The organism is Mangrovibacillus cuniculi (genome assembly GCF_015482585.1).
In the GTDB taxonomy this organism is placed as follows: domain Bacteria; phylum Bacillota; class Bacilli; order Bacillales; family R1DC41; genus Mangrovibacillus; species Mangrovibacillus cuniculi.
Map to the genome: position 1 here is coordinate 693,668 of NZ_CP049742.1, position 18,580 is coordinate 712,247.

General features: G+C 36.2%; 21 protein-coding genes, 1 tRNA gene and 1 riboswitch. Of the genes, 14 read left to right on the top strand and 8 right to left on the bottom strand.

Annotation, left to right across the window (positions count from 1 at the left end; all coding sequences use genetic code 11):
- Nucleotides 1–454 precede the first annotated feature (454 nt).
- The 7 genes from G8O30_RS03555 (at nucleotide 455) to G8O30_RS03585 (ending at nucleotide 4,228) form a co-directional block, all read left to right on the top strand.
- Complete coding sequence (locus G8O30_RS03555) at nucleotides 455–940, top strand: sporulation protein (RefSeq protein ID WP_239673616.1); 486 nt, start codon at nucleotides 455–457, stop codon at nucleotides 938–940.
- 13 nt (nucleotides 941–953) lie between these two features.
- On the top strand, nucleotides 954–1,427 hold the full coding sequence (gene spoVAC / locus G8O30_RS03560; RefSeq protein WP_239673617.1) for a stage V sporulation protein AC: 474 nt from the start codon (nucleotides 954–956) through the stop codon (nucleotides 1,425–1,427).
- Nucleotides 1,424–2,437: a stage V sporulation protein AD gene (gene spoVAD, locus G8O30_RS03565; RefSeq protein ID WP_239673618.1), complete on the top strand. Its 1,014-nt coding sequence runs from the start codon at nucleotides 1,424–1,426 to the stop codon at nucleotides 2,435–2,437. The genes spoVAC and spoVAD overlap by 4 nt, the downstream gene beginning before the upstream one ends.
- 16 nt (nucleotides 2,438–2,453) lie before the next feature.
- On the top strand, nucleotides 2,454–2,810 hold the full coding sequence (spoVAE, locus tag G8O30_RS03570) for a stage V sporulation protein AE (protein WP_239673619.1): 357 nt from the start codon (nucleotides 2,454–2,456) through the stop codon (nucleotides 2,808–2,810).
- 108 nt (nucleotides 2,811–2,918) lie between these two features.
- Nucleotides 2,919–3,044 (top strand): YjcZ family sporulation protein, encoded by a 126-nt coding sequence (locus G8O30_RS03575; RefSeq protein WP_239673620.1) that lies wholly within the window; start codon nucleotides 2,919–2,921, stop codon nucleotides 3,042–3,044.
- Between the two features lie 543 nt (nucleotides 3,045–3,587).
- Nucleotides 3,588–3,845 (top strand): sporulation-specific transcription regulator SpoVIF, encoded by a 258-nt coding sequence (gene spoVIF, locus G8O30_RS03580; RefSeq protein WP_239673621.1) that lies wholly within the window; start codon nucleotides 3,588–3,590, stop codon nucleotides 3,843–3,845.
- A 104-nt stretch (nucleotides 3,846–3,949) separates the two neighbouring features.
- Nucleotides 3,950–4,228, top strand: coding sequence for a hypothetical protein (locus G8O30_RS03585; RefSeq protein ID WP_239673622.1), 279 nt, complete (start codon nucleotides 3,950–3,952; stop codon nucleotides 4,226–4,228).
- A gap of 92 nt (nucleotides 4,229–4,320) precedes the next feature.
- Here G8O30_RS03585 and G8O30_RS03590 read toward each other — a convergent pair whose 3' ends face one another.
- The 3 genes from G8O30_RS03590 to G8O30_RS03600 form a co-directional block, all read right to left on the bottom strand.
- Entirely contained in the window at nucleotides 4,321–4,755 is a 435-nt protein-coding gene (locus G8O30_RS03590; RefSeq protein ID WP_239673623.1) for a GNAT family N-acetyltransferase, read from the bottom strand.
- A complete protein-coding gene (locus tag G8O30_RS03595) occupies nucleotides 4,752–5,270 on the bottom strand; it encodes a YjcG family protein (protein WP_239673624.1) in 519 nt (172 codons plus the stop codon). Before G8O30_RS03595 ends, G8O30_RS03590 begins: the two co-directional genes overlap by 4 nt.
- A gap of 67 nt (nucleotides 5,271–5,337) precedes the next feature.
- On the bottom strand, nucleotides 5,338–6,060 hold the full coding sequence (locus tag G8O30_RS03600; protein ID WP_239673625.1) for an alpha/beta hydrolase: 723 nt from the start codon (nucleotides 6,058–6,060) through the stop codon (nucleotides 5,338–5,340).
- Between the two features lie 294 nt (nucleotides 6,061–6,354).
- Between G8O30_RS03600 and G8O30_RS03605 the strand changes: the two genes are divergently transcribed.
- The 4 genes from G8O30_RS03605 to G8O30_RS03620 all read left to right on the top strand — a co-directional run bounded on the left by G8O30_RS03605 (nucleotide 6,355) and on the right by G8O30_RS03620 (nucleotide 10,156).
- Entirely contained in the window at nucleotides 6,355–7,332 is a 978-nt protein-coding gene (locus G8O30_RS03605) for a TAXI family TRAP transporter solute-binding subunit (protein ID WP_239673626.1), read from the top strand.
- Between the two features lie 128 nt (nucleotides 7,333–7,460).
- Nucleotides 7,461–7,949 (top strand): DUF1850 domain-containing protein, encoded by a 489-nt coding sequence (locus tag G8O30_RS03610; protein ID WP_239673627.1) that lies wholly within the window; start codon nucleotides 7,461–7,463, stop codon nucleotides 7,947–7,949.
- A complete protein-coding gene (locus tag G8O30_RS03615) occupies nucleotides 7,946–9,901 on the top strand; it encodes a TRAP transporter permease (RefSeq protein ID WP_239673628.1) in 1,956 nt (651 codons plus the stop codon). The genes G8O30_RS03610 and G8O30_RS03615 overlap by 4 nt, the downstream gene beginning before the upstream one ends.
- 182 nt (nucleotides 9,902–10,083) lie before the next feature.
- Nucleotides 10,084–10,156: transfer RNA gene (locus tag G8O30_RS03620), tRNA-Val, on the top strand.
- A 165-nt stretch (nucleotides 10,157–10,321) separates the two neighbouring features.
- Here G8O30_RS03620 and G8O30_RS03625 read toward each other — a convergent pair.
- The 3 genes from G8O30_RS03625 to kynU are packed head-to-tail and all read right to left on the bottom strand — an operon-like array spanning nucleotide 10,322 to nucleotide 13,216.
- A complete protein-coding gene (locus tag G8O30_RS03625) occupies nucleotides 10,322–11,302 on the bottom strand; it encodes a Gfo/Idh/MocA family protein (protein WP_239673629.1) in 981 nt (326 codons plus the stop codon).
- Nucleotides 11,303–11,332: 30 nt separating this feature from the next.
- Entirely contained in the window at nucleotides 11,333–11,956 is a 624-nt protein-coding gene (kynB, locus tag G8O30_RS03630; protein ID WP_239673630.1) for an arylformamidase, read from the bottom strand.
- 9 nt (nucleotides 11,957–11,965) lie between these two features.
- Entirely contained in the window at nucleotides 11,966–13,216 is a 1,251-nt protein-coding gene (kynU, locus tag G8O30_RS03635) for a kynureninase (RefSeq protein ID WP_239673631.1), read from the bottom strand.
- Nucleotides 13,217–13,413: 197 nt separating this feature from the next.
- Between kynU and G8O30_RS03640 the strand changes: the two genes are divergently transcribed.
- Nucleotides 13,414–14,370, top strand: coding sequence for a calcium/sodium antiporter (locus tag G8O30_RS03640; protein WP_239673632.1), 957 nt, complete (start codon nucleotides 13,414–13,416; stop codon nucleotides 14,368–14,370).
- Between the two features lie 197 nt (nucleotides 14,371–14,567).
- On the opposite strand, the gene G8O30_RS03645 is transcribed toward G8O30_RS03640, so the two are convergent.
- Nucleotides 14,568–15,044 carry a PCYCGC motif-containing (lipo)protein gene (locus tag G8O30_RS03645; protein WP_239673633.1) on the bottom strand — a complete coding sequence of 159 codons (477 nt, stop codon included), beginning with the start codon at nucleotides 15,042–15,044 and terminating at the stop codon, nucleotides 14,568–14,570.
- A gap of 175 nt (nucleotides 15,045–15,219) precedes the next feature.
- Between G8O30_RS03645 and G8O30_RS03650 the strand changes: the two genes are divergently transcribed.
- A complete protein-coding gene (locus tag G8O30_RS03650; protein WP_239673634.1) occupies nucleotides 15,220–16,449 on the top strand; it encodes a phospholipase D-like domain-containing protein in 1,230 nt (409 codons plus the stop codon).
- Here G8O30_RS03650 and G8O30_RS03655 read toward each other — a convergent pair.
- The gene (locus G8O30_RS03655) at nucleotides 16,446–16,931 is read right to left on the bottom strand and encodes a GNAT family protein (RefSeq protein WP_239673635.1); all 486 of its coding nucleotides are present in this window, start codon (nucleotides 16,929–16,931) and stop codon (nucleotides 16,446–16,448) included. The two genes, G8O30_RS03650 and G8O30_RS03655, sit on opposite strands and share 4 nt — an antisense overlap.
- A gap of 411 nt (nucleotides 16,932–17,342) precedes the next feature.
- Nucleotides 17,343–17,421: riboswitch (cyclic di-GMP riboswitch) on the top strand.
- A gap of 83 nt (nucleotides 17,422–17,504) precedes the next feature.
- Between G8O30_RS03655 and G8O30_RS03660 the strand changes: the two genes are divergently transcribed.
- Complete coding sequence (locus tag G8O30_RS03660; protein WP_239673636.1) at nucleotides 17,505–18,551, top strand: GGDEF domain-containing protein; 1,047 nt, start codon at nucleotides 17,505–17,507, stop codon at nucleotides 18,549–18,551.
- Nucleotides 18,552–18,580: the final 29 nt, after the last annotated feature.

An 18,580-nucleotide genomic window follows, 5' to 3' on the forward strand; every position in this document is an offset into this window, starting at 1 on the left:
TCTCGAGAGAAGTAACAATTAATTTGACTAGATGTCATGTGTTTCAAAGGTAAAGGAAGCGTGAGCGGTATAGCAGAAGAGAAAAAAGCAGGTGCAAGTATACCGGAGGAAGCTTCAGCGGTATAGCAGAAGAGAAAAAAGCAGGTGCAGGTATACCAGAGGAAGCTTCAGCGGTATAGCAGAAGAGAAAAAAGCAGGTGCAGGTATACCAGAGGAAGCTTCAGCGGTATAGCAGAAGAGAAAAAAGCAGGGCAGGTATACCAGAAGAACCTCCACCGATATTGCAGTAGATACATAAACCAAGATCAGGTATAGGAAACGGATAACTATTTGATTTACCAGTAATTAACCATAAAATAAGAATTCCTCATAAATTAAACAGAAACGAACACACTAGGTAGAGGTGAATATTGGTGTCTATCAATACTGAAACTTTAAAAGGTAGGTGAATGAGTTGAAAAAAAGACTTTCCGTATTACTAGCTATAGCGTTACTTATTTTGGTCGGCTGTACAAATGAAAAAGAAGTGGTAGAACCTAATCAAACGCATAGCAGTTTATCGCTTATAAAAAAGGCAAAACCTGCTCCCATTGAATTAAAAGCAAGACCCGAAGAAGATAGTATAGGTTATCAAGTTAGGCAACTTGTTAACAAAGAAAAAGAGCTATATGATGCAGCGATTATTGAAGGGGAAAAGGAAACATTAGTTGTTTATAAAGTGAAACATTTTAAACGACATCAAATGAAAGAAATTGAAAAAAAAGTCCGTAAACATTTAGAAGACAAGTTTCCAGAAGAAGAGTTTATTGTATCGAGTGATTATAAAATATTTCTCGAAGCAATGAGGCTGAAAGAAAAGTTTGAATCAGGAAAAATTAACCAAGATCAAGCAATTAAACGTTATGAAGAAATAAAAAAATTACAAAAAGAAATGACGTAAGGAGTGCACCAGTATGGCGAAAAAACCAAAGACGGCTGAACAAGCTGCTTACGAAAAAAAAGAAAAACTATATGAGACAAAAAGGCCGGTAGTTAAAAACTGTATAAAAGCCTTTTTGGTCGGAGGAACGATTTGTTTGTTAGGACAAGTATTTAGTTATTTTTATATGTACAATTTTAATTTTACTGAGGCAACTGTTGGTAACCCTACGGTGGCAACGATGGTATTCCTAGCAATGTTACTTACTGGTTTTGGTGTATATGATCATTTAGGACAAATTGGTGGAGCAGGAAGTGCAGTACCAGTTACTGGATTCGGGAACGCTGTTATTTCAGCTGCTATTGAGCATAGAACGGAAGGGTTTGTACTCGGTGTAGGTGGTAACATATTTAAGCTTGCAGGTTCTGTAATTGTATTTGGTGTATTTTCAGCCTTTGTTGTTGCTCTAATTAAAACAATTCTTATGTCATTAGGGGTGATAGGATGAACAGGCAAGTAGGAACATGGTTTTTTCCGAGCAGACCTTCCATTCTATCTACCGGTGTTGTAGGAGGACCTTTTGAAAAGAAAAGTCCACTTGCTAGCCACTTTGATCACTTTTACGATGATCTATGGATGGGACAAGAAACCTATGAAAAAGCACATAGGGAGCTAATCGAAGCAGCAGTACATTATTCGTTAGATAAAATAAACAAACAAGAATCCGAAATGGACATCTTTTTGTCAGGTGATCTAATTAATCAAATTACTCCATCTAGTTTCGCAGCAAGAACTAATGCAATACCATACTTAGGGTTATTTGGTGCCTGTTCTACTTCAATGGAAGGGTTAGCAATGGCAGCCCTTCTTGTAGATAGAGAAGCTGGAAAGTATGCTTTAACTGGTGCTGGTAGTCATAATTCTGCTGTAGAAAAGCAATTTCGTTATCCAACGGAGTATGGCGGGCAAAAGCCACCAACAGCTCAGTGGACCGTTACAGGTGCTGGATACGCAGTAGTAGGGAAAAACGAAACTACTGAAAAACTTCCCTGTGTCACATCGGCTACTATAGGAAAAGTGATTGATTTAGGATTAACCGATCCATTTAATATGGGTGGTGCTATGGCTCCAGCTGCTGCAGATACTATTGAGAGACATCTAAAGAATACAGGAACTACAGTAGAGGATTACGATGTCATTTTTACAGGTGACTTGGCAACTATAGGTAGGAAAACAGCCATGCATTTACTACATGAAAAAGGAATCGCTGTGAAAGAAGAAACATTTAAAGATTGTGGATTACTGATCTATCGTGCTGAAGAAGCGCCAGTACAAAGTGGTGCAAGTGGCCCTGGATGCAGTGCAACAGTGTTGTATGGTTATATCTTAAATGAAATGAAAAAAGGAACATGGAAAAAAATATTGCTTTGTGCGACGGGTGCTTTATTATCTCCAGTGACTTTTCAACAAAATGAATCTATTCCATGTATAGCTCATGCAGTAACGATAGAAATTTAAAGAAAGGAGTGGGTATATGCTTACTATGTTTATTTGGTCTTTTGTCGTAGGTGGACTGATTTGTGTGATTGGTCAACTTATGTTTGATGTGGGAAAAATGACTCCAGCACATACGTTAAGCACAATGGTGGTAGCGGGTGCCATTTTATCTGGATTTGGACTATATGAAAAATTAATTTATTTTGCAGGCGCAGGAGCTACTATTCCAATTACAAGTTTTGGGAATGCGCTTGTGAATGGAGCAATGAATGAAGTGGAGAAACACGGGTATATCGGAGTTTTGACAGGAATGTTTGAAGTTACATCGTCGGGTATTTCCAGTGCTATTGTCTTTGGTTTTATCGGTGCTTTGTTATTTAAACCTAAAGGATGAATAATTAGATTTTAGTCATTCAAATGAGATTTTTAAAATTTGCCCAAACACTTTTGATACTTCGCACATATGCTAACACTGACTCAAGAAAAAGAGAGGTGACAGTACATGTACGGATATGGTTACGGTAACTGCTGTGGTTACGGTGGAGTAGGTGGAGTTGGTTCTACTTTTGTTTTAATCGTAGTTCTTTTCATCCTTTTAATTATCGTTGGTGCTTCTTTTTGCAGCTAATAACTAAAGAGAAATAGTGTAATCTGAAGAGGGGCTAGAAATTAGCCTCTTTTTTGTTGCGTGACGCAACAACTCCGTGTTGACCACGTGAAGTGGTCCGCCCTTAACGGAGTATCCGTACTAAAAAACGATAACTAAGCAACAAACCAAAAACATGCCCATGCAGATAAATCACAACTCCAAACAAGAAACAAAGGAAGAAAGTAGGCCCTTAACGGAGTATCCGCCCCCAAAAAGCTAACTAAGCAACAAGCCCAAAACAAGCCCATGCAGATAAATCACAACGCTAAGCAAAAAAAAGGAAGAAAGTAGGCCCTTAACGGAGTATCCGCCCCCAAAAAGCTAACTAAGCAACAAACCCAAAACAAGCCCATGCAGATAAATCACAACGCTAAGCAAAAAACAAAGGAAGAAAGTAAAGCCCTTAACGGAGTAACTAGTAAATAGAGATATCAAAACCTCCCCATCACAATTTTTCATCAGTCATGCACCATCCGCTAATTTTTACATACACTGACTTATGTAAAAAAGGAGGGCGATTAAATGGAAAATCCATTTTTTAAAAACATTGAAAAGAAAACTGGTGTCAATATGGCCGAAGTTCTTAAATTAGCAAACTCCCTACAAAATGCAAACTTTAAAGATGAAAAAACAGTACGTGAAGTCATACAAAAAGTTTCAAGAATCGCTAATAAACCAGTACCTAAAGACATGGAAAATAAGATTGTTGAATCTATCGTTAAAGATGGAAAGAAACTGGATATGAATACAATAAGTGATATGATCAACAATAAGAAATAACACACACTTGGGGCGAAAACGCCTCTTTTTTGTATTTGTACAGGAATAAAGATTGGATTAGCCGATATAAATAGTGGGTAAAGGTAAATAAGGAGGGGAGATAGATGGGATATATCTTACCAATTACTCAAACAAGTTATCAGCAATACCAGAATCGTACGATTGAATTAGATAAGACTTACAATGGTGTGAAAATGGTAACCAAAACGGAGAAAATAAAATCTTTTCCAAAAAAGCTAGAGGAACATAAAAAGAAAAAAAGACGACCAACAACAAATAAAAACTTTTCCCTAGAGCTTCCTCATCAAAAGGCTACAGTAAAATTTCCAAAAAGCAGCGATTCACTTAAAGGACAAAAATCTATTATTGATGTAAAAATGTAACTTACCGGAGGATCACATGTTATCAAACTTCGAAGACGAACTAAAATAGCGCTTATCGAACCTTATACAAAGGCCGATAAGCGCTTTTATTTTTATGTTAGATCTTTTTTCATTTTCATATGTGGGATTCCTGCTTCTTCATATAAATTCGATGCAGGTAAATAGCCTAATGTAGTATAAAAAGGAATGGCATGTTCCTGAGCATTCAACACAATTGCAGAGAATTTTTGCTGCAAAGCGTATTCTTCTAACGAGTCCATTACTAGTTTACCTAATCCCTTACCACGTGAACTCTTAAGAACGGCTACTCTTTCTACCTTCGCTTCTCCTTGAACATTTCTTAACCTGCCAGTAGCGACTGGCATATCGTCTTCTTTCACGATTACGTGTGCAGCAATAGAGTCTAGTCCATCCATTTCTAACGATTCTGGAATCTGTTGTTCCTCGATAAATACCGATCTTCTAACTTGAAGAACTTCTTGTAAATCTAATGAATCTTGAACAATTTTAGCTGAAATAGTTGTCACAGGTCTTTGCCCTCTAATCTAAACGTCTCGTAAACTGTCCATGAACCATTATCTAATTGATAAAGAAGGTGAAAACGGTCAATAGTTTCTTCATAAGACACGTCTTCCATGCGTAAAGAGCCATAAACATCAGAATGCTCATCGTCAGAAAGTTTTTGTCCGATGGTAATATGCGGAACAAAAGAATAGTCTGGTTGCTCTTGCCCAATATTTTCATACATCGTTTGGTGAAGAGTACTAAGTTCTTCAGTAGGAGCAACTTTAAAATAAATAACATTATTTACGGGTTGGAAAGAGCTAACTTTTTGAATGGTCAGTTTTAAAGGTGCAGTTGTTTTTGCGATTTCTCTTAGTTTTTCGTTATATTCGTTTAACTGAGCATCTGTAGCTTCAAAAGCGCCTTTAAGGGTGATATGAGGAGAGATTAGTGCATAGTGTGGATCGTAGCGCTTTCTAAATGCATTAGCTTTATCTTGTAGTTGTTTCGATGGAAACATAACAATTCCATATTTCATAAGTATCTCCTCCGTTTTCAATGGTTATTTTATTATATCAAATTCTAGTTCCAAATTGGAAATAGCTTTAAAGCATCATTTTTAGAGCTCTCTTTAAATCAGGTTGCCAATACTTCCAGCTATGTGAACCCTCAAACTCTTCGTAAAAAACTTGATATCCTTTTCTTGACATCAGTTCACGTAAATCTCTATTCGGATGTAAAAAATCCTTTCGAACACCACTTGGAGCTAAGAAATCATCTTCTTGATCTCCAATTACATGGTAAACAGATAATAATTCAGGTTGCGACATTTCTGCTACTTTGGATAATACCGTTTCATTTACATATGGTGAATAAACAGCTACTTTTCCAAAGGTATGTGGGTACTGTAGAGCAATCATCAGAGACGCGGTACCAGCTAAGGAATCTCCCATAAGCATTCTTCCATTACCAATTTGAAAAGTGGGGTAGTTTGCATCAATATATGGTGTTAATTCATGGGCTATGAAACGAATATAATTTTCTTTTAGAGAACCGTCTGGATGATACCACTGCTCTCGAGTTTTTACATCTGGGTAAGGGATAGCAAAAAATAAAGTGTTTTCCATCTTACCCTCTGCTAACAGCTCATCAGCTATTCTCGGTAATCTTCCTAATTGAAAATAGTCTTTTCCATCTTGGACGATTACTGTGTGGTATTTATACAAAGGTGAATAATTTGCTGGTTTGTATAATAGTACGGATATGGTTGATTCTAATGACTTACTGTAAAATTCAATTTCTTCTACTCTTCCTTGCGGATAAGACATAATAGACCTCCAAATTAAGCGGTTTCAAAAGTAGTGTATCATAATTTAATTGAACCGTCTTGTGATTGAATTTGGATGTAAAGTTTTCCAATATTTAAGTGTTTATTCATTATCTATGCATAAGTAATTTTTCTGTAAAAATGCTGTTATACTGTACCTTGCTGATTCGGCATTGAATTAGCAGAGATTACAGCTGTAAAAGTAACAGAGAGAGATAAATTTGACAATTGTATAACAGCCTGTGATAAAATGATATTCGTAACTATGCAATTTTATAAATAAGGGGGAATACGAATGAAAAAGAAAACAGTTGCGTTATTAACAACGATGTTACTTGTACTTTCGGCCTTTTTAGCAGCTTGCGGTTCTTCAGAAGGTGGAAATGGAAGCGGCGGCGAAGGTAATCCTGAATTCATTTCCATGGTTACTGGAGGAACAGGCGGTACATACTTTCCACTAGGTGGAACATTTGCAAAACAAATTGAAGATGCTACAGGGATCACAACTAACTCTGTAACCTCTGGTGCTTCTGCTGAAAACATGGCTACTCTTCAAAAAGAAGAAGCGGAAATTGCTTTTACTCAAACAGATATCGCATCATATGCTCTAAAAGGAGAGCTAATGTTTGATGGAAACAAAGTAGAGAATGTTCAAGCGATTGGCGCTCTTTATCCAGAAACGATTCAAATTGTTACAACGGCTAAGTCTGGAATTACTTCAGTAGAAGACCTGAAAGGAAAAGTTGTTTCTGTTGGAGAAGCAGGTTCAGGAACACTTGCTAACGCAGAACAGATCTTAGAGGTTCATGGATTAACTACAGATGACTTAGATGCGCGTAACTTATCGTTTGCTGATTCTACAACTGGTCTGCAGGACGGAACGATTGATGCTGCATTCATTACTTCTGGAACACCTACTGGAGCTGTTGAAGGTCTAGCTGCTACTGTTGATGTAGTAATTGTTCCAGTTGAAGATGCAAAAGCTGATGAACTTATTAAAAAATATCCATATTATGCAAAAGAAGTTGTACCGAATGGAACATATGGTTTAACTTCCGAGGTTGCAACTGTTGCAGTTCAAGCGATGTTGGTAACACGTTCTGATTTATCAGAAGATCTAGTGTATGAAATTACAAAAGCTATCTTTGATAATACGGACAAAATTGAACATGCAAAAGGTGAACTAATTAAAGCAGAGAATGCTTTAAATGGTGTTGGAATTGACATTCACCCTGGTGCAAAGAAGTACTTTGAAGAAAAAGGCGTAAAGTAAAACAAAAGAGAAATGGGTCTACTTTAGACCTGTTTCTCTTGTTTTTACTTACGAGTGTTCCCTATCAAGATAGGGAACACTCGTAAGTATGGATAGAAAAGGTATTTCTATCTTTAAGGAGAATTAAAATGAAGAAAGTTTGGATTTCTAGTTTCTGTTTACTACTTGTTCTAGGGGCATTCCCCTTATTTTCCTCCTTATCCATTTACAGCCTACAAGACAAACTACTTTTTAGCACCCACATAAAAAACCATCGTTCATTTATTATTACGTATGAACACTCTATTCACAAAAGCCCTGTAATGGAATACTTTCAATTGGATGACCTTGAGTTGGTATTGAAAAAAGTAAAATACGAAGATACTAGTATTGGTATGCCCAGCAATGCACCTGAGGGGGCTTCATTCAAGTTAGAAAATGGGAAATATATTATCGAGAATTTAGATACTAGGTTAGATGAAATTTTTTTGTTAGTTGATCAAGTTAGTGCAAATTATCAACTACTAGTTAATAATGAAAAAATTACACTTCATACCATTGCACCGAAAGGATCTACGATTAAAATAAAAGTAGAGAAGATATCTTTTTACCAATGGTTAGAAAGGAGAATGAAATGAAAAAGAATCATGAGGAAACAATTACACAAGAAGAACAACAAAAAATATTAGAAAAGTACGACCCTGAGTCTGCGACTAGGACGTTAAAAGGTGTATATGGTTATATTGCATTTTTAGGTTTATTAGCTTTTTCTATCTATCAAATTTGGACAGTTTTAGTACCTGTATTACCAAGGCAAGTTTTATTATCCATACATCTGGGCTTTGCATTATCCTTAATTTTTATTTTATTTCCTGCTACAAAGAAATTAAGAAGTACCACAAAGCCTGCGTGGTATGATGTAATTCTAGCAATTGCATCTATTTTCGTCGGTTCCTATTGGCCAATTAACATCGATAAAATAGTGAACAGTGTTGGATATTTAAATTCACTAGATATGGTTGCGGGAATCTTAGCAATTCTTTTAGTGTTAGAGGCAACTAGACGTGCGGTGGGGTTACCAATCACCATTATTACCATATTAGCACTTGCTTTTGCTTACTTTGGTCAAGACATGCCAGGCTTTTTAAAGCATCGAGGGTTAAGCCTTGAACAATTAGTACAAACGATGTTCTTTACTTCAGAAGGTATACTAGGTACACCATTGTACGTATCAGGTACGTTTATTTTCTTATTTCTATTATTCGGTTCTTTCCTTGTTCAAACAGGAGTGGGACAGTATTTCAATGATTTAGCAGTAGCGATTGCTGGTAAACGTACTGGTGGACCTGCTAAAGTTGCCATTTTCTCCAGTGCCTTGCAAGGGACAATAAGCGGAAGTTCCGTTGCCAATGTTGTAACATCAGGATCATTCACTATTCCTATGATGAAACGCTTAGGGTATAAAAAAGAGTTTGCTGGTGGAGTAGAAGCCGCTGCTTCCACTGGTGGTCAATTAATGCCTCCAATTATGGGAGCTGCTGCTTTCTTAATGGTGGAATTTATTGGCGGCATTACGTATTGGGAAATTGCCAAAGCAGCTGCAATACCAGCCCTTCTTTACTTTACAGGTGTGTGGATTATGACTCACTTTGAAGCTCGAAAGCTTGGTCTTCAAGGGCTTAAAGATGAGGAAATGCCTAATCGCAAAGAAGTAGTAAAAAAGCTTTATCTATTAACACCAATCCTTATCGTTATTATTTTACTAATGACTGGTATGAGCCCAATGATGGCTGCATTATGGTCTATTTTATCTACTTTAGTCGTATCCGCTGTAAACAAAGCAACTAGAATGGGTATTAAGAAGACGATTGCAGCATTAGTGGAAGGTGCTAGAACTGCGTTAAGTGTAGCAGCAGCAACTGCTTGTGCGGGTATGATTGTAGGGGTTGTGACAAAAACAGGTTTAGGTTTAAAGCTTGCTAATAGCTTAGTAGAGTTAGCAAATGAACAAATTCTATTAACATTGTTCTTTACCATGATTACGGCGATTATCTTAGGAATGGGTTCTCCCACAACAGCTAACTATGTTATTACGTCAACTATTGCAGCCCCAGCCATTATTTTATTAGGATATCCTGAATTATCTGCTCATTTATTCGTGTTCTATTTCGGTATTATTGCAGATATTACACCACCTGTAGCATTAGCAGCTTTTGCAGCAGCAGGGGTTTCAAAAGGTGAACCGATTAAAACTGGTATAAATGCTGCCAAGTTAGCCATTGCGGCATTTATTATTCCGTATATGTTTGTTTTAAGTCCAGAGCTATTAATGATTGATGCTACACCACTCGAGATTGTTTGGGTAGTATTTACAGCAATTGCTGGAATGATTGCAATTGGTGCTGGTATTATTGGATTCTGGAATCACAAACTTTCTGCTGTCTTGCGAATAGTAGCAGTGGTGACTGGTTTGATGTTAGTGTATCCGGAAGGAATGACTGACACAATCGGACTAATCATCTTTATTGCATTTGTTGTATATCAATATTTTATTAAAAAATCTTCCACACCAGCAGAGAAAGTAGCTTAATTCATAAACTACAACTGGTGAAGAAAAGATGAATTTGTTTACTTGCAAATTCATCTTTCTTTTATTTAATCTCCTAAATGGAGAATGTTTATTTCAATGGCATTTCGTTATTAAACTATTCTCAACAAAAACATTGCTCTATTCTAGAAATATGGTATACTATTATTTATCTGTAAAAGAAAGATTCCTTAGCTCAGCTGGGAGAGCGCTACCTTGACAGGGTAGAGGTCGCTGGTTCGAACCCAGTAGGAATCATTGGGTGCCAAACCCTCGGAACTCTGCTGGAACCAGAGTTCTCCATAAGTCGTTCCCGAATGGAACGCCAAAAAAACCACTACTTTTTAGTAGTGGTTTTTTTGTTAGGTCTTAGTATAAATGCAAGAAAAGAGGAGCAAATCCCCTCATATTTCTAAAAAAGTGTTACAGCTGATCAGCTGGATAACGTAATCCAACTAAATTTCTAGCTTTATCCAATACTTTAATAGTGGATAAAGAGTATTCATAATACTCGGTAGGTGGCATAGATTCTTGGATAAACGTTATAAACTTTTCTACTTCATATACCATATTCTTATCCGACTGGGATACAGTTATATCTTCTTTCGTGCCATCTTTATACTGAATCATTACATTCTCTGGTGTACTGATCTTATCAATTAATATACTGCCATTCTCTCCTTGAATCTCTGAAGGCACATAGGAATTAGTAATCTTAGAATACATAAGTACTGCATCCATCTCATCGTATTGTAGAATCATACTTCCTTTACCATCTACACCTGAATCTAATAAATAACTAGAAGCTGATACGTTACTAGGTTCTCCAAAAAGAGCGATGGCAGGAGCAACACAGTAGATCCCGATATCCATTATGGAACCATTAGAAAACTCTGGGCGGAATGCGTTCAATACTTCCCCATTTTTATATTTGTCATAGCGAGAAGAGTACTGACAGTAGCTAGCAAAATATCTTCGTACTTTTCCGATTTTATGTAAGTTTTCTTTGATAGCAAGGAAGTTAGGCATGTGAAGTGATTTCAATGCTTCCATTAGGACTACATTGTGTTTTTTAGCTTCTGCTATCATTCTTGTTACTTCTTTTTCATTTGAAGCAATTGGCTTTTCGCAAAGCACATGTTTTCCATGTTGTATGCAAATGATAGCTTGTTCTGCGTGAAGAGAGTTAGGGCTAGCGATATACACTGCATCAAAAGCATCGCTCGCTGCGAATTCATGAATGTCTGTAAAAGTGTGTTCGGCGTTATGTTTTGCAGCAAATGTCTCAGCAGTTTCTTTCTTTCTTGAATACACCGCTGTTAAAGCGAAATTATCAAGTTGAGATGCTGCCTCAATCAAACTTTCTGTAATCCAATTAGTACCAATTATTCCAAAACGTATCATTTGTATTCCTCCAATAGTTGTTGTGTAAACTTATGAATTTTTATCTATTAATATGGCTCTAACTGGCGACCCATCTGCATCCTTTAGCTTTAAGGGTAAAGCAATTAATTCATAGTTTCCTTCCTTTACATTATCTAAAACGATTCCTTCCAGAATATTTAATCCATTCTGTTGAAAGGCATGGTGCGTAGGTAAAGCCTTACTGTCAAGTTGATCGACAGAAGGGAGGTCAACACCTATCAAATCAACACCATTTTTTCTTAGAAAAGAGGCTACATCTGGGCTTATTGTTGGTATTTCAGAAGGGAATGAATTTTTTTCTTTCCAAGCATTTGTCCTAATAAGTAGTTTTGTAATGCCTGTGAAATCTACTGATTGTAAATCAACTACTTCTATTTTTTTATGATTTATTTCTTTCACGAAGGCTTGTCCAACGAAACCATCTAACGGGAGCTCATGAACTTTAGCACCTTTATCATCATAATGAAAAGGAGCGTCAATGTGTGTACCGAGATGACAACTCATGCGAATTTCCCCGACGTTGACAGATCCAGTAGCTTCTTTCTCCCAATTAACTTTATACGAAAATGGCGTATCTCCTGGCCACGGTGCAATATTGGAATCTAAGGTTTGCGTAATATCAATAATTATCATATGGCCTCCTTATGCGACGATATTTCTGCCTTCCTCATATTTTTCATATTCCTTGTTTTCCATTATCTCCTTTAATATCATAGCAACTTTCCACACATCTTCAAAGTTGTTATATAAAGCAATAGGAGCAAGGCGAATAATATTAGGAGACCGGAAATCAGGTATAACACCAGATGCTTTTAGAGCTTTACAAATTCTCGCAGCTTCATCATGTTGCAGGCTTACGTGTCCGCCACGTCGATGGTCTTCTCTGGGATTACAAATTGTTAGTTCAGGAGTAAACTCTTCTAAAAGAAACATTAAATAATTAGTTAATTTTAAAGACTTTTCTCTTATGAGCGTAATAGATGCTTCCTCAAAAATTTCTAGTGATCCAAGTAATGGTGCACAACTAAAAATATGAGGAGTACCTATTTGAAACTTACCGACGTCTTCTGAAGGTGTAATAGTGTGGTCCATATCAAATTGCTTCTCCTTTTTAGAACCAAACCAACCGGACAAACCTGGTTTTAGAGAATGATGTTTTTCGTGTACATACAATCCTCCAACACCTCCTGGACCACTATTTAAATATTTATAATTACACCATACAGCGAAATCTACACCCCAATCATGCAGGTTATGTGGAAGAGCACCAATGGAGTGCGCTAAGTCAAAACCGATGAGGATGTTTCTCTCGTGTGCAGCGGCCGTTAATTTTTTCATATCTAAAAGTTGACCACTTCGATATAAGACGGAGGGTAATAGAATTAGGGCAATGTCTTTGGTCATCGCTTGGATGATATCATCCTCATTAAGAGTCATCCCGTCTTTGCTTTTTACTTGTACAAGATGTGTCTCTGGATTTAAGCCACGTAATTCAATCTGACTTTTAATGGCGTAAATGTCAGATGGGAAAGTCAACTCATCAGCTAATATCTTTGACTTCGTTCCACTTGGACAATAAAAGGTGGAAATTAGTTGATGTAAATTAGATGTTATGGAACCTGTTACAATTACTTCCTTGGACTTACCTCCCACCAGTGTTGCTGACTTCTCCCCTAACTTTTCAGATAGATAAAACCATGGATTATCACCACTTGTCCAGCCATCTATTCCGTAGTTTTTCCAATCATTAATTGATTGAAGGAGTGTATTTTCAGCTCGTTTAGAGAGAAGACCAAGAGAATTGCCATCCATATAAATTTGATCTTCTTTTAAATAAAATTCATTCCGAAAGATGGATAATGAGTCTTGTTGATCTAATTTTCGATAATCCATAGGACCCTCCTGTATGTATAGAAAGATAAAAATGCTTAACAATAACTTTTAAGTACGTCTAGAGTAATGGTGAGAATGGATTTTTTTATTTTACATCTGTATAATAATTCCTGCATTACAGTAAGAGATGTAGTTCCATTCTACAATAGAATGAAAAATTTGTCTGAAAATAAGGATAGTAGAAGGGATAGATACTATTGACATATCTTTTGTTTATTATTGGTTTGGTTTTATTAATTAAGGGAGCAGACTTTTTTGTGGATGGGTCTTCCAAGATTGCTCGTGGCCTGCAAGTTCCACCTCTTTTAGTTGGGCTTACGATAGTAGCATTTGGAACAAGCTCACCGGAAGCAACGGTAAGTATTATCGCAGCATTGGATGGAACAGCAGGAGTAGCGCTTGGGAACGTTATTGGATCCAATATATTTAACATTACACTTGTAGTAGGAATTACAGCTCTATTAAACCCATTAAAAGTAGAAAGTGAAACAATACGTAAAGAAATCCCATTTACACTATTGGGGAGTATCGTGTTATTAGTAGTAGTAGCTGATACATTTTTACAAGGATTTCAAGCTGATGCCTTAACTAGAAGTGATGGAATTATATTATTACTAATTTTTAGTATCTTTTTGTATTACATATTTGAAGTGGCAAAAAATAGTAGAGGAAATACGAATGACATGGAGGTTCGAACGGAAGCACCTAAGTGGGGGAAAAACATACTTTTCACTATTGGTGGATTGGCAGCCATTATCTTTGGGGGAGAATTAGTAGTTTCAAGTGCAACAGAAATTGCCATCTCCTTTGGGATGACGGAAACATTAGTAGGATTAACCATTGTAGCTGTAGGTACGTCGTTACCAGAATTAATTACATCCATTACGGCTGCGTTGAAAAAAGAAAGTGACATTGCTCTTGGAAACATTGTAGGAAGTAACATCTTTAACATTTTCTTTGTACTAGGAACAGCTTCCACCATTTCACCACTAGCTTTTGAAGGAAAACTGTTCGTAGATTTGATCTTAATGATCATACTGACTTTTGTTTTACTCGTATTCTCTAGAACGAATTATCGAGTGGGGAAAATGGAAGGACTTTTTCTTGCATTGGTTTACATTGGTTATATGATCTTCATTATCATTCGAAATTAAACTGATTATTACACCAGAAAGATAGGCTTGTACAAAACTAAAAAAGGTACATTTATAAAAACGAATGTACCTTTTTGCGTTCTATTTGGATATAAAATACTGCAGAATTAATGCCTTTGCAGCGTAAATCCCTGTGCAGTCACTACTGGTTTATATCACAGCTTCTTCTGTTTAAAAAGTATAGTGTTTTCTACATATTAACTATTCGTTTTCGTTGGCTCTGCGTATCCTTCTTTGTATTCCTCTTCTACTACTTTACGAATTTCATCAAGAGGAGTTCCTTTTTCTGTTTCGATAATTGTATATGCAGCGATATCTAAACAAACAGGACAATTTGTTGCATGATCCGTCCATTCAATATCTTCCTTATTTTTATGGTCACTCTTAATAAAGCAATCGTAGGCGCTAGTATGCCCAACACTATCGCCACATCCACAATAACAAGGCATCTGTTCTAATTCCTCTTGATATTGAGCTACTCCAAGATAAATACGTTTAATGTCTGGAGGATCTTCCTCTAAAAAGCTTGGTAAAACAGTACGATTCTCTGTCATCTCAATCAAGTCACCATGATTTTCTTTTGTATGTTCTGGTGAAGCTTCATTGGTAGAGCACGCGGATAATACTAGTAAAACTGCTAGAGGTAAGGCCTTTGTCCATTTAGCTATTTTCATGCTGTAGTCTCCTTTTTTACTCATTACATTTATCCTACCATAAATTTTAAATTTTCATGTAGTTGAAATGCTTTACGGTGACTATGTAAACTTGCAAATACCACCAATGGAAGTATGAATAGTTTTACAGGCTGCGTTTATCCTAAAGTTATGATAATAGGGAAGGGGTGAGGCTATGTTAAAGAAATATAGAAAATGGATTGTTTATTCTACAGGCATATCCATCCTTTTATCTATCGCTATATTTGTTATGAACAAACAAGTTCAACATGAAGCAATAGAATACGACAAAAGGCACCCTATACATATGACTACGTTACAAAATGGAGAAGTTGAAATAATTTCAGAAGGGAAAGAATTGTACAGTTCTCTTATTAATGACATCCATAAGGCAAGGGAACGAGTGTATATGCAGTTCTTTATCATTCGTTATGATGAACAAACAAAGAGATTGTTAAAAGCATTAGAGGAAGCTGCATTAAGAGGAGTGGAAGTAAAAGTCACAGGAGATTTAATGGGATCAAGAGAAATGTCCTTAGCACCACTTAGCACGTTAAAGGAAAAAGGAGTTGTCTTTAAGTGGAGCAGGCCTCTTCACTCATCCTCGATCTTTCATTCCATCCAACATCGTAATCATCGCAGAATAGTAGCGATAGATCAGTCAATTAGTTATATAGGTGGTTTTAATGTTGGTAATGAATATATTGGAAAAGATAAAAAACTCGGACACTGGACTGATACGCATGTCCGTTTAGTAGGAAATAACATAGAGATGGCACAACAATTTAAGATGGATTGGGAAGAAGATAGGGGAGAAACGAAATGGAAAGATTCAAAAGTGAAATCAGTTTCCTTCGAAAGTAATAAGGAAACTAGTTATCAATTTCTTTTTACGACTGGCGCAGAGCTAGAACAGAAAATGGTATCTTGGATAAAAGGTGCAAAAGAGGACATCTGGATTGCTACTCCATATTTTATGCCCTCTGATGCTTTGGCCGCAGAAATGTTACAAGCGGCCAAAAGAGGAGTAAACATAAAAGTAATGGTACCTAAAACGTCAGATGCATGGTTTACACAACCACCGGGTTATCATCGAATGGAAAAGTTAATGAATAAAAATATTACATGGCTAGAATATACAAAAGGCTTTTTGCATAGTAAGATCATGATTATAGATCATGATTTTGTAGATGTGGGAACTGCCAATTGGGACCCTAGAAGTTTATATTTAAACGATGAGTCCAATTGTTTATTATACGGCCAGGAAATCAATCAACGCTTCAGAGAGGTTTATCTGAACAATGAGCAATTTGCTACTCGCATAACGGAACAGGATTTAACTGAAAAGCCTTGGTGGGTAAAAGTACTTGGAAAAACACCTAAAGACATACAGTATTATTTTTAAAAGTGGGAAGGGGACCAGTAGATGTCTCCTTCTCTCTTTTGTTCATTAACTTCGATGTCAAAGGAGTGTTTTTCATAGAAATGAATTAAACGATCGATGTGATCCCAGTCTCTTTCTGCTAAATCACCTTTAATGCCTTTTACATTTCGCTCAAGAGCAATCTGCTTTAATTCATCCATGGCAATTGATCCGTAACCTTTGTTTGAAGGTCCTTTAATATCGCCAATCTTCATGTGACCACTTTCTGTAAATGTAGCTTGAATTAAGAAGTCCCATGCACCGCGATAAGGTGTTTGACAATCTTGAATCATCACGTTACATTGATGCTGATTTTCATTGGTGTAAACAATTACCCAATTATCTTGCTTATCTTGTGCAATTCCTTTAATATTATTTTTTTCTTTTAATCGTTCCATATTTTGCTGCATTCGAAAGAGCTGAAATTCTAGTTCTTCCTTCTCTTTTTCAACAAGTGTAGTCATTTCGACTCCTCCTTTGAAATGTTACCATGATTATGCTAACAAGAGGGAAGTATCCTGTAAAGGTGATAGAAGAAAGTAGATGTATTCTGAAAATTTACATACCACTCATGTATAAGCAACGTTTACTCACTTATAGGCAAGCTGTATCAGTGGTGAGGAGAGAATAAGGCTCAACTAACCAAAGTAAATTTGATAACTACTTACCATAGTGAATAAAGATCTCTTAACTTATACGGACAACAAAGAGGATCTATAGCGTACAAACCACTATGATGTTAAAAAGTGTTTAAGGTAAAAATTACAATTTTATAGTTCTATAGTCTAAATAAAAAATAAAATATTTGTAAAAGCTTACTGGTTTTTAGTAGACAATAGTAGAATAAACGATTAGACTAATAGTAGGAGAGTGTCAAGACATACTGGCAAACCCATGCGAAAGATGGGGACGCAAAGCCACGGGCCTTCGAAAGGTGGTAGCCGGGTTGCTCATATATAGTTATTAGAGCATCCTAATTCGAGGGGTGTTTTTTCATTTTATCAAAGTACTTAGTTGTTCTGTAAAGGCGTGTATATATGAATAAAATTTATTTATCAGACCATAAGACGGAATTTATATTTTCCATGCTTCGTTGGATTTTTTTGGTTATTGCAATTTTCTTGTTTTATGTACCTGTTTTTTATGAAAACTTACCGATTATTAGAGAATCATTTACGTATCTTTTAATACTAGGGTTTATTTACATGACAGTTACACAAGTAGTGTTACAAAAGAAAGACTTGCCCAAACATTGGTTTAAGAAGTTAGCAGGTGCTGGAGTAGTTTTTGATTTTCTTGCTATGTTTTGGCTTTTCTTTTTAACTGGTGGTGTCATGACCTTTCTTTTTCCAATTGCATATTTTTTAGTTATGCATGCAACTATCTATTGGAGGATGAAAGGAGCTTTTATCAGCTCAGTTGCTATCTCGCTAGGTTACATTATTGTTTACCTACTTAATGATACAGATAGTTATACAGAACTTTTTATACTTTGCTTAAATATCTGCTTTATGTGGCTTATTGGTTTGTTTGGTTCGTTAATTGTAATTAGGGAACGATATCATCTAGGAGAAAAAGAAAGAGCAATTGGATTACTCGCAATAGATTATCTAACCAATTTATACAACCATAGAACGTTCCAGGAAGATTTGAGAGAATTTAACCATAAAAAAGAACCATTTTATTTAGTTTTAGGTGATATTGATTACTTTAAACAAACGAATGATCAATATGGCCATGTAGTTGGAGACGAATTATTAAAATCGCTAGGAGTTACATTTTCAGAATTGATGAAGCGGTACGCATGTCGAGCTTATAGATACGGTGGAGAAGAATTTGCTTTTCTAGTAGATGGTAATATTAAAATCGATGTATTTATGAAAGATATGTATCGATATATTCAAAACACAGAAGTTTGCTCCAAAGATATTATCATTTCTATGTCATTTGGGGTAGAGCGAGGTCCTACAACAATGACACCCACTGAACTCGTAGATAGAGCAGATCAACTTCTATACAAAGCGAAGAATATGGGTAAAAATCAAGCAGTATTATATAATGAGGTAACGGTAAAAGGTAGTTAATTTGTTCGGATGCTTGGAAATATAAATGT